We start from the raw sequence: 12,341 nt of genomic DNA on the forward strand, positions 1-12,341 counted from the left end.
CAGGTCTATGGAGAACTGAGTATTATGTACGAAGGACGCTTACCTGAATAATCAAAAGACAGCTTAAAAAGACAGGCGGGAAACCGCCTGACCTTGACATGCCTGTAAGCAACTGTTATATATAAAACAAGGGCGATAAGCCTAATCCGTAAGCTTATTGCCCTTAATTATCATAGAAGAATTCATATTATTTTCCTATCCCATAATCCACAAAACTGTTTGTTATCATTATATCCTATTAAATTAGGGATTACAACAATCCTGTGGGTTCTTTCGGGCTACCTCTCCATCAATTCTCTGCTGTCTGTATCAGAATCTTTTCCGTTGAGCTGAATCCATTTTATTTAAAATAAGTAAAATCCCTTGTATCTTGCTGTCAGATATGCTATATTGAAAACATAAAAGAGGAAAAACAACCGCCCACAAGGGGTTGGCCTCGATTAGTTAAAGAATTTTAAGAAATTCCACCCCGCACTCAGCCAAAGTTTTGGGGTGGTTTTTCTATGCCATAAACACTATCTGATAAACGTGAAAACGAATGTCAGTAATGCCAAAATGAACATTCCAAAGGCCATGAGATCCTTAAAATCAAAATGTTTCATCAGCACCACCCCCATCCTATGTAGAATAGAGGTCAGCCACCCTGTAACACGGTTGTTTTCCTGTCTTCAGCATAACATATCTTTTTCTGTTTCACAATAACAACATTCTGTTTTGCATACATTTTAACGTGCTGCATGCTTTATTTGTTGCACCCATATTCCACTGTTCATCTTGCCATATTTTTGAGATAATTACTCTTTAAAAACGACACCTATCGCTTCTATTACCACCCTGGCTTTTGTCTCCTTTACCAGATTCAGTAATTATATATTACTACCTTTTTTGAACTCATACAAGCTGCCAGAAAGGCCGTGCACATTCCCGTGCGCGGCCTTTTCCAACCCTGTTTTATCTCATATTTTCTTTTCTTCTTCTGTAAATCACAGCTCCTGCTGCCATGGCACTTACCAGTGCAAGCATTGCCCAGAATATCAGTGCATTGCTGTCATTGGTCTGTGCGCTTGTTACCGTCGCTGCATCAGAAGATGCTGCTGTAACAGCAACTACTGTGGATTCAGAAATCGAAGAAGAACTTCCGGAATGTTTATGTTTCTTCTTGGAAGTATTCTTCTGATCTATTGTTGTGTTCTGAGAATTCTGATCGTTCTTGTTCTGATCTCCTGAGGTAATCTGTAAGTTCTGATTATCCTTATTCTGGTCATCTTTATTCTGATCATTCGGATTCTCTGCAGACTTATCAATCTTTGCCCATGACAGAGCGATCGGAAAGAGACTGTTAAGCGTCATCTCAATACCGTCATCAGTCAGAGTCAGGGACGGGATCTCCACGTCTCCTGCGCGGTACTGTTTTCCATCACTTCCGGTACGGCTCATGGTCAGCATATTCATTGCCAGGAATGCATAATCACTTGCATTGGTATCTTCCGGATAGAGAATAGTGACTGTTACGCCAGCTGCCGGGAAATTCTCATCTGTTACTCTGTCCCATACACCATTTGCAGCTTTATTAAGAAGTAGGACATCATAAACTGCCATATTCTGCTTCTCCGGTGTCTTACCGTTCAGCTGTTTCTCACCTAAAAGTGATTTCATATGGTTAACAATCTTCTCCTGTGTATTCAGGTTCGGATTTTCAGCCATCGCTCACGTTTAACCGCCTGGGCAGATAGGTTTGTCTTTGCCAGCTCTGCCCAGTGGCTGGCTTTCTGATACTGTTTTTAAGCTTTTTAGGCTGTTTTTCTGTGGATTTTCCCGGGACGACGGGCAGATAGCCACAGAAGTTCCCCTGGCACCCAACTTGCTTATTCTTTGTGGGTGCCAGAGCCGTTGCTGGCTCTATCTGGCCAAAACGTCTGCTCAGGACAGGATATTCACTGGATTTTGCAGTGCGTCCGGGCAGAGCAACCTCTAACATCTCTATCTGCCCAACCGCCCGGACGCGTCGAGCTCCAAATGGCAAACACAATCCCCGGCATCTTCATCTGCCCAGCCACCCGGACGCACCGCTCTCCAAATGACAAACACAATCCCCGACAGCTCTATCTGCCCAGCCACCCCGACGCACCGCTCTCCAAATGACAAGCACAATCTATTCTGACATCAGCCCCACATAATAACACCCGGAGCAGACATTTCAGGATCTGCTCCGGGCATATATCATTTCGTTATTCTTCCATAAAGTCAAACAGGCTGACCTGTTCCATCTTAAAATCCGACAGCACCAGTCGTTTCACTTCCTCACCTTTCATATGGGTTGCTTCCACTCTCTGCACGCCGTTGCGGATGCTGGATTCGAGGAGTTTCACCACATAGATGTTATCGAAGCGGTTATAGATGGAATCTCCGCCGAGGCCGGAGAGGCAGATAAGCTGCGTATTGGTCTTCTTTGCCATCTCCATAAGTGGTTTCAGCAGATGCTCTGCGTTGGTCTGAGCAAACGGGTTGTCCATGATCAGCACTTTTCCTTCTTCTCCTGAGCTGAAGAGATCGGTCTCATCTCTTCGCATATAGCTTAAGAGACAAGTCAGGATGACAAATGCAGACAGAAAACCTTCACCGCCGGAGTTGGCGGAGACTTCTGACCAGGAGATAGGAACCTCCCGCTCTGCTTCGATCTTATAGAGCTTGATCTTCACATTCTGAATACCCACGATATCGTCATAGAGTTTTCTTGTAGTGATCATTCTTCCCAGAAATTCAGTCAGGTTTCCATTTTTCTCAATCGTCTCTATTCCCATCTTTACCACATGTTCAAAATAGTCATGCAGTTTCAGTCTGAAATGTTCTTTCTCGGTTTCCCAGTCGGGAACCTGAATACGAAGCATTTTGAGATTTCTTCCGCGCACCGTAATCGTTGAATTCCGGTCAATCATGCCGATATTGGCATTGATCTGCTCCACATATTCCAGAAACGTCATTTCCAGATTCTTCTGTTCATCGTCAATATGTGCCAGATCAATCTTCAGTTTTTCCAGCTGGTTCTCATACGCCATCCGGTTCATCTCGAATTGCTGCTTAAGATTCTGCGGATTTCCTGTCTGGGAGAGCAGGCTGTCAAATGTCTTTTTGAAATAGTCATCCGCATACTCTTTTCTGGATGCCATATCACGAATCAATTCTGACAGATTCATTCTGCAGTTTTCCAGTGATTTGGAAATCCCGGTTATCTTTTTACGGATTTCTTTCTGGTATTCTTTGATCGTGTCTATTTCTTCCGTCCTAATATCCGGAATATGCTCTCCGATGGCCGTAAGTTCTTCTTCATTTTCCAACGGCAATGATTCATCCGCATATTCTTCCACGCCTACTGCCTGTATGGACAGTTTTTCATTCCGCTTCTTCAGCTCATTCTGTTCTTTTTCCAGCACTTTAAAATCATGTTTTCTGAGATTCAGGCGTTTTTCAAACTCGGTATCTGTAATTGTCTTCCGTTCCGCCGGCTCTTCAAAACCAGTCTGTTTTTTCAGATCTTCCATGCAGAACCGAATACTGGTCTCGCAGGATTCAATCTTACGTTCCAGTGTCACATGAGCTTCACTGGCACGGTTCCACTCTTTTTCTGCCTGCTTTCTCTGGCGTGTCCAGTTGTCATACTGTTCTTCAGAGAAAATCAGATTTTCATATGCAGATGCAGGAATTCTTCCATCTTCATTTTTTCGATCCAAATCTTCCTTTTTCTTATGAATCGTATCCTGAAGCCATTCCTGGTCACCCTGAAATTCTTTAATGCTTTTCGAAATTTCTTCTGTCAGTGCACGGTATCTGGCTTCCAGTCTTGCAGGATCTGTGATTTCTTCTTGTTTCAGCACATCTGTTTCTGCATAATTTGCAAATTTCTCTACTTTTTTCTGGAAACTCGTTACCTGCTCCTGACAATCCCTGATCTGCATCTGAAGCCCGGCTTTCTGCTCTCGCAGTTCTTCGATAGAAGCCATCAGTGTATTCTGACGTCCGGTGAGCTGTTCCTGATCCTGCTCAAGTCTTAAGAGACTTGCCCGGTCTGTCTCGTACTGCTCATATTTTTCACAAAGCATTTCAAAGCGGCGTTCTCTTGTCTCCATCTGCAGAATGGTCTTCTTTAAAGTTTCCAGCAGTTTTTCAATCTGTTTCTTTTCTTCTTCATGATCTTTTCGTTCCTGTCGAATTTCAGATATCCGTTTCTCCAGCTTTAGTCTTTGTTCTTTCTGAGTCTCCAGTTCGTTTTCCGTCTTCTGATACAGTTCTGTACTGAATGTCTGCTGCTCCGTTACGCTCCTGTAGTCCCGGTAAGTTCTAAGATCAGCCTCTTTCTCTTCTACGAATTTTCGCAAAAGATCCATACTCTGACGAATTTCTTTTAAAATCTCTTCCAGTTCATCCGGATCGAGCAGGTGAGTATTGAACATCACATAAAAATGGACATTTCCAAATGTGGCAATCTTTTCATTTCCTGTCGTTTCCGCGGATTCCAGTTCCTCTTTGATCATAATAGGGATTGGAAAGCTGGTGTACAGTTCTTCTTCATTCTTACGAAATCGCTCAAATACATCCCTTTCCATAAGGACTGCATAAGGCAGAAATGGGTTTTTCTTCACCAGCTCCGTATTTTCCTGTACCGTTCTCTCATTTCTGGCAAGCCACTCCATACCATAGACAAGGTCAATTCCGTTCTGCTCCATATACGCGCGGATATTTGCCGGAAGTTCGGAAGTTTTTCCCTCTTTCAGCTGCCGGAAATGTTTGTCCTGCTCCGCTATTTTCTGAAGAAGACCGTTTCTGGCTGTATCCAGTTCCCTGATTTTACCATCCAGATGATCCAGAATCTGCACCTTTTGATCGATCTTTGACTCCTCCATGCCAACATATTTCATAATTTTTAGACGAACATTTTTCTGCTGTTCCAGATCTGTCAGTTTCTGCTGTGTCTGCTGAATCTGGTATGTTCTGTCATGGATTTTCAGGTCCGTGTCCGATGATTCCTGGGCAAGTTTATTTAAAATCTGCTCCAGATCATTCTTCTTACCGGAGGATCTGGCCAGCTGATTTTTTTGATTCAAAAGCTCTGCTGCCATCTCTTTTTTACGGATCTCCAAAAATCCTTCTTCATAAAATCCCAGTATATTTCTGTGGATACCGGCATCGAACTCTCTGTTAAACGCCTCCTCCGTCTCGTCATAATGTTTGATCTGACTTTTAAGACCGCCGATTTTTCCGCTCAGCGAGAAAAGCTGCTGCTCATTTTTCTTCTGCTCATCGACTGCGTTCTGTTCTTTTTCTGAAGCATTTCGATAAGCTTCCTCCTCTGCCGCTCTTTTGACATTCCAACGCTCTGTTTCCTGCGTATACCATTGATGCAGCTGATGACCGATGGTCTCGATCTCTTCTCTGGAATCTTCCGTTTTCTGCAGAAGCGCCTGAATCTTCTCATCCACCTCTGCTTTTCTCATCTCAAACTTTCGAAGTTCCTGATACAGCCGGTTCAGCTCACAGGTCAGCAGCTTTCTCTGCAGGCTGTCTTTCACCCCTGCTAGGCGGATCACTTCCTGTTCCTGATCTACCCGCTCTGCTACCAGCCCTGCTTTCTGATCCTCATAATCATAGATCTTGCAGGAAAGCTGCTCATAGACAATCCGTTCCTGTTCTTTTCTGATCTGCTCCAGCTTTTCCTGCACAGCTGCGATTTTTTCATCCAGCCCCACAGTCTCTGCCTGCAATGCCTTCACATAAAGAATCATCTCTGTTCTCAGATTGACAGCCGTCTGATCTGTCTGCATATAATCCTCTATTTCCTGCTGCAATGGTTTTGTATCTTCAAAATACCGCTCAATCATTCCTTTTCGCTGAATTTTTGTCTGATTGCTCCGGTACTGCTCCACAAACTGAAAAGAGAGCTTTCTAAATTCGTCAATCTTATTTTTTTCCTGATTCAACTTTTCCTCAATGGGACGCAAAAACCAGTTCTCCACCAGGTCTTTTTCATCTTTGGCATTCTGAAACAGTTCGGAAAGGCCGGACTCTTTCTGATTCACCTTCCGGATAATACTCTCCCATTCTTTGTTGTTAATCTGATACTGCCGGAGCGTGGCGAAATACTGGCGTCTTCCGTACTGGCTCGTCATATCATACAGACGGAAATCTCCTGTTTCTTTTTTACAGAGATCCTCCATGAGCGTTTTGCACTCGCTGAAACCTTTCAGAATCTTCCTGTTTCCATCCTGCCGGACCACCGGGATATTATCAAGATCATATTTGCAGGCATGGGAATAACTGCCGGTAAAGGTATACATTTCCAGCGCTTCCGCATCATTATCTTCTTTCTGATTTTTCCGTACCATCATGCCGGCCAGAAACCGGTCTCTACCATTGTCAAGCTGCCATTCCGTCATAAGAAATGTCGGTCGGTTTGTTGTAAAATAGCTTTTAAACGGCCTGTCTCCGAAATCACGGAAAGTACGGTTGACAAAAAGACTCACAATCATCTGCACCAGCACACTTTTTCCACCGCCGTTTCGCAGAGAAATGAGCGTATTTTGTCCTCCGAGATCGAACGTTTCGTCATCAATTTTGATCGTATTATTGTTGTAATTCAGATTTAAAATACGAATTCTCGATATCTTACTCATGTGCTGCTCCCAGTGCCTCCATGATTCTTGCGTAATTTTCTTTATTGAGGATCTTGTATTCCATAATATTGTCAAGCTTCGCAGTCGTCTTGATCATCTCATCCTCCGGGATAAAAATAATCAATCCCTGCCGGTCCAGAAAATTACAGATAATACTCACATAGCCTTCCTTCGTGTATTTCGACCGGCTTCCTGCCTCCACACTTCGGAGCGACTCATATGCCTCGCTCATGCTCTTATAATCCAGAACATTTTCATACATTTCTGTATAGAGGTTGGTGTCGTCCTGCTCACGTTCCTGCTCAAATGAAAGTCCCGTTTTTAGCCGCTCAGACACGATATTCTGCTGCTCTCCCAGCTTCAGAAATTCTCTCGACTTTGCCGTACTTCCCTGTCCGTCATAAAATTCCACCAGCAGGGTCAGGATCACAAACTGTGCCAGATAATAATCCCTGTCAGTGGCATTGGATTTGCAAAGTTCTTTCTTCAGATCCGCTTTGGTAAATCCCAGATATTTATTGTCAATATCCGGCATCAGATAGATCGTCGTACCATACCGTTCAATTTTGCAATCCGCAATCTCCGCCTGATTTTTCACCAGATTCATGACTTCCTCATGTTCCACATAAGCACGGTACAGGTCATTTACTCCTGTATCCAGATCGCTCAATGCCCCATGACACAGCAGGTAATAAAATATTTTCTGACTGTACGCAATTATCTCTGCTTCGTATGCCATCCTTATCTCTCCTCGTACCGGAATCCTATATTGGAACATTTAAAATTCCTGCGGTTTCCGAATTCATCCATCACATTTTTAAAATGTACATGCCCACCATCTTCGATTGGGAAGATCAGAATTTTCCCAATCTTCCGGAACTTCCGGTCTTCCATCAGACTGAGCAGCGTTTCATTGAGTACAAATCCATTCGATGCATCCATAAGATAGTCTGTCTGCTCTCTCTGAAGTGCCTGAATATCAATGGTTCCGGCTGTCAGAAATTCAATCATCACTTCCCGGAAAATCTCAGCTGTCGGGAGCAGCCGGTTCCACGCCTCCTCATCACACCCGGTATTGAGCGTCTCCAGCGTCAGCTCTCTGTGCTTTAAAAGCTGCTCAAGAATTGTACTTACGCAGCCTTCGTATTTCTTCATTCGCTCTAATCTGCGCTGTTCTTTTTCCCGGCTATATGCTTCTTCATCAAAATCCAGCTCCAGATCTTCATCCTCCGTTCCGGATTTTTTAAGCTTTTTCTGATATTCCAGCATTTTCTCAGGATTAAAGATTTTATTTACCTGTCCGATGAACAGTGGATTAAACACTTTATCAATATTCTGCAGTAGGGATACATCCTTCAAAATCACATCATAGACATCACTCCGAAACGGAAAACGCTGTACAAGCGTCATATTGGAGTAATTTTCCAGTTCCTCGTCATACAGTTTCTTCAGATCAAAATGCTGTCCGAGAATCCGTTGATGCTCGTCCAGAGTTCTCGTCAGATATCTGCCAATGGTACGGAGATTATTGAGATTATCCTTTTCTTTTGCAGTAAAATCTTCCGCATTCATCTGCTTTTCTTCAAACTCACCAATTTTTTCATCAATAAACTGCCGATGCAGTCGAAATTTTTCCCTTGTTTCTACGACAGTACTGATATTATCCTCCACCAGCTGCCCGTATTCTTCCACCGAGTAGGACAGTGCATTTCTCCGGACTGACAGAATCGCTTCCTCAATCTTCTGGCTCTGTTTTCTGAGCTGACCGAAAATATTTTTAATATCGTCCACTGCCCGGTTATAATCTGCCTTTTCCAGATGGAGTTTGAACAGCATTTCATGAATGGACAACTTCAGATTATTTTCCATCTCCATGGTTGCCAGCACCATATTATATCCTTCATCTGTCAGATAGTACGAAGTCCTTCGAACACCGCTGTCCAGGTACACCACTTTGTTGTCAATATACCGGATATTGATGTCTTTGTATGTCCGTTCTTCATAATCAAAAGCCTTAAAATACATGGAGGAACCGCCATTTCCAAGGATGTCTTCCACCATAAATCTTGCGAAATCCCTGCTCTGCTCAAAATTCAGCCTGTGGGCAAAATATTCATAACTGATATCTCCCACAAACGCTGCGATCTCATCCATGGTACAGTTTTCTTCCCTGAGCGAGTATTCCATAATAAAAAGAAGCAGTGTGAACAGCATATTCATCTGCTCATCCCGCGTCTCGATTCCATATTCTTTCCATAACTTTTTATCAAAACTGTTGCTACAGAGCACCGTATATCGTCCGACACATTTCATACGCTGCTCAAAATTTTTCAGAAAATCTGTCTCGTTCACTATTTTTCACCCATCACCAGTCATGTTTTATATAGGCTGCGCCGCCTGCACAGTCACCAGTCATGTTCGTTCAAAATTTCCTGTGGAATATATTTTCCGGAATTCAGGATTTCTTCTATCTGCGATCTGCAGACTGTATTGAAAGTCTTCAGGAATGCTGTTCCGATATTTGCGTTCTGCTTTTCTTTCATATCAGGAAGATTGTTGAAGCCTATTTTCAATGCCTTGTCCAGCATTTTCTCATAAGCTGACATAAAAAGCTGAATATCGACTGTCCACGCCATATCCGATCTTTTCTCCCCCGCTCTGTCAGTTCGTGGATTCCAGTTCTGAGCAATCAGATGCTCATAGATCAGGATTCCTTCATAATCAAGATCTCCGAAATAAAACAAGGTGTTATCTTCCAGAAAATAATTTTCCGCGCCATTGACATAATCCGCAAATGTCTTCCAAATGCCTTTTCCTGCTCCATAGATCACCGTACCAAATTCTGTGCCAAGTATCCGGTTGCTTCCTTTATTCATACATTGCCGGATATCAAAAAAAGTATCTTTATTTTCTATGATTAAAATATTCTGAGGGGATTGTTTGGAACAGGAATAATAAGAAAGAGGCTCTGATGTCTCATAAAAAGAAAGTTTTTCCGCCTCAATTCCTGCTTTTCTGCAAAACTCAAGACCGCCTTCCCTCTGGAAAAACTTTTCCCGGTGAAAAATCTCAAAGCTTCGCTCATTCATAGTCTCTTCCACTGCCAGCAGATCAGAATGATCTTTCAGATAATTGCTCAGGAGTTGAAGTTTTGACCGGTCTGCTTCATAAAGCTCCGGATGAGTTCTGTAATAGGAAGTATTGATCAGTGGATGATATTTGTACTTCAGTTCTTCATATATTTCTGTGAAATCCGGCTCTTCTTCCAGCTTCCAGAAACGGAGCGGCAGTGCCGGCTTTCTTCCATTGTTCTTTGCACACTTTACAGGCAGAAGTGCTCCACTATCAATAAGCTGTGCCACTTGCGCGCAAAGCTCCGGATAGTCCAGCTCCGGATACTCATTTATGATGTCTTCTAATTTCACTTTGCACTTCTTCATTGATGATGCCGCTCCCTTATCTCATAGTTCTGTATATCCCCAAATTCACGGACTCTTTTCGAAATTGGCGTATTTACTAATTTTGATTCTAACATTGAACGATTTGAATGACAAGCCGGTTCGGCAGAGATACCCATTTTTCATATGTAAAGTTCTCTAAAATGTCAATTGCCACATATGCTGCCCGGTTGGGCAGATAGGTTTGTCTTTGCCAGCTCTGTCCAGTGGCTGGCTTTCTGATACTGTTTTTAAGCTTTTTAGGCTGTTTTTCTGTGGATTTTTCCGGGACGACGGGCAGATAGCCACAGAAGTTCCCCTCACACCCAACTTGCTTATTCTTTGTGGGTGCCAGCGCCGCTGCTGACCCCATATCGCTAAAACACCCGCTCCAGGCACAGAAATCAGTCGAATTTGCACTACAGCCGGGCAGCGCAGGGATTAAAGATTCTATCTGCCCATTTGTTCAAATTCATTCTTTCTCATTTTCTGAAGACGATTCATTATTGTCTTCATCATAAAAATGCATGAGATAATCATACAGCCACCTGCACTGTTCTGCTCTATGATTCGCATTGAAACGCTCTATTTTGAAATCATTTCTCAAGGCCTCTATCAATATCTCATAAACATTTTTATCATCTTTGCTATATTCAATCGGGCAATCAATTTCATGCCGAATGCTCTGTGCATATTTTCTCCATGCCAGATGTTTATTCTTTGCCTTTATCATACCTTCCCATGCTTCATCACTGAAAGCAGTTGTTGTTACGTTATGGATTTCTATTTTTCTTAGCTCACACTCTGTGTCATACTCTTCTTTTTCAATCTCTGCCTCCAACAAAAAATGGATTCCTCTTTTTTCTTTCATAAAAACACAAACCATCTGTACATGATAGACATTCATCTTTTCTTCTTTTTCCACAAATGCGCTGATCGTTTGCAAATATATATTTTCCGGCGTCGAAACGGTCTGATCTACTTTTGTAGCAAGCTGCTCACAAATCTGTTTTCTAATTTTTTCATCCAGTTTTTTCAGGAGATCCGCTGCATCTCCCTGTGCAGTCAGCTGCAGTGCACTTAAAGATTCTCCGATTTCGAGCTCATCAGAAAGGTAGCCGAAAAATTTAGATAATGTCAGAAAATGTATCTGCCAAAATGGATTGGTTTCCAGAAATTCTTCCTGCAGTTCCTCTCGCAGATCATCAGGCTCATTCTTTTCTGATTTCCACCAGTCCTCCTTGGTATCATTGCTGATAAATAAAATGTGTGCCCGCTCTTTGTAAGCTGTTTTTATGATATCTTTCCAGATGATCAGATCACCATACTTTTCCGTACCGGCTTTTTCAATATCTTTATATCCCGGTGGGATTTCATTTCTATACCGGAGTTCCCCTTCCTGAATGATTTTCAGTTTCTCGGAAAAAGGGATTTCGCTCCCGACTCTTGATTGCTCCTTTAATGACTGTACAAATTGATATACTTCATCATTTTTCAGAAAATCCAGATCTGACTGAAACTGTTCTTCATGTGCATCTTCGTACGCTACTATCGTTTCTTTGATCTCGTCCAGTTTTCTTTCAATGTCTCTCTGCAGTTTTGTAATACCGCTGTAATTATGTTTCCGATATTCATTTGTCTTTTTCCGAATACTTTCTTTAAACCTGCTTGTCGAATCGTCCAGTTCATGCTTCATGATCTTGTACTTTTTCTGCTCATCCCCGCAGATTTTCTGCCGATTTTCCAGATATTCCTCATATACCCGATGTGGAATATACACCTTATCTGCAATCTTCTGAAATCCGGCAATAATGTCCCGGCTGACATTTGCTGGCTGTATAATTCCAGCAAAATATTGGTATCCAGCACAATCAGATGTCTTTCCTGCCGTATTGTTTTATATTCATCCCGTGTAATCATGTTTTCCCCCAGCTGTTCAAAGCATTTACTATTATTTTATTGTATCGAACATTTGTACGTAGTGCAACACAAAATTTCACGCGGAGATCGTTTTCCCTGGACACGCACTGCTCCGCGTCTTGCTTTCCTGTATGTCTCCTCCGCAATACAAAACAAGGCAAAAGACTCTTTCCCCGGACTCGCAGTTCAGTCACCACACAAAGCCAAACAAAAGGCTCTTCTCCTGGGCAAATAGAATCATTGCTATCTTCTCTGCCCAACCAAACGCTTTAAAACGCTGGCAAAGAGCTTATTACAAGGCTTTTTCGTGGTTTTTACC

General features: G+C 42.7%; 7 protein-coding genes. All 7 read right to left on the reverse strand.

Translation table 11 applies throughout. From position 1 onward, the window contains the following. Positions 1-951: 951 nt before the first annotated feature. Positions 952-1,656 (reverse strand): hypothetical protein, encoded by a 705-nt coding sequence (locus tag LKD36_RS10645; protein WP_308459574.1) that lies wholly within the window; start codon positions 1,654-1,656, stop codon positions 952-954. A 572-nt stretch (positions 1,657-2,228) separates the two neighbouring features. Beyond that, on the reverse strand, positions 2,229-6,665 hold the full coding sequence (locus LKD36_RS10650; protein ID WP_308459575.1) for a coiled-coil domain-containing protein: 4,437 nt from the start codon (positions 6,663-6,665) through the stop codon (positions 2,229-2,231). Next, positions 6,658-7,404, reverse strand: coding sequence for a DUF6063 family protein (locus LKD36_RS10655; RefSeq protein WP_308459576.1), 747 nt, complete (start codon positions 7,402-7,404; stop codon positions 6,658-6,660). The genes LKD36_RS10650 and LKD36_RS10655 overlap by 8 nt, the downstream gene beginning before the upstream one ends. A 2-nt stretch (positions 7,405-7,406) precedes the next feature. Next, positions 7,407-9,017: a hypothetical protein gene (locus LKD36_RS10660; RefSeq protein WP_308459577.1), complete on the reverse strand. Its 1,611-nt coding sequence runs from the start codon at positions 9,015-9,017 to the stop codon at positions 7,407-7,409. 53 nt (positions 9,018-9,070) lie between these two features. Next, on the reverse strand, positions 9,071-10,105 hold the full coding sequence (locus LKD36_RS10665) for a Wadjet anti-phage system protein JetD domain-containing protein (protein ID WP_308459578.1): 1,035 nt from the start codon (positions 10,103-10,105) through the stop codon (positions 9,071-9,073). Between the two features lie 88 nt (positions 10,106-10,193). Continuing rightward, complete coding sequence (locus tag LKD36_RS10670) at positions 10,194-10,475, reverse strand: hypothetical protein (RefSeq protein WP_308459579.1); 282 nt, start codon at positions 10,473-10,475, stop codon at positions 10,194-10,196. 99 nt (positions 10,476-10,574) lie between these two features. Continuing rightward, positions 10,575-11,945 carry a PIN-like domain-containing protein gene (locus LKD36_RS10675; protein ID WP_308459646.1) on the reverse strand — a complete coding sequence of 457 codons (1,371 nt, stop codon included), beginning with the start codon at positions 11,943-11,945 and terminating at the stop codon, positions 10,575-10,577. Between the last annotated feature and the right edge of the window lie 396 nt (positions 11,946-12,341).

It is taken from the genome of Hominiventricola filiformis, from assembly GCF_020686965.1.
GTDB classification, from domain to species: domain Bacteria; phylum Bacillota; class Clostridia; order Lachnospirales; family Lachnospiraceae; genus Hominiventricola; species Hominiventricola filiformis.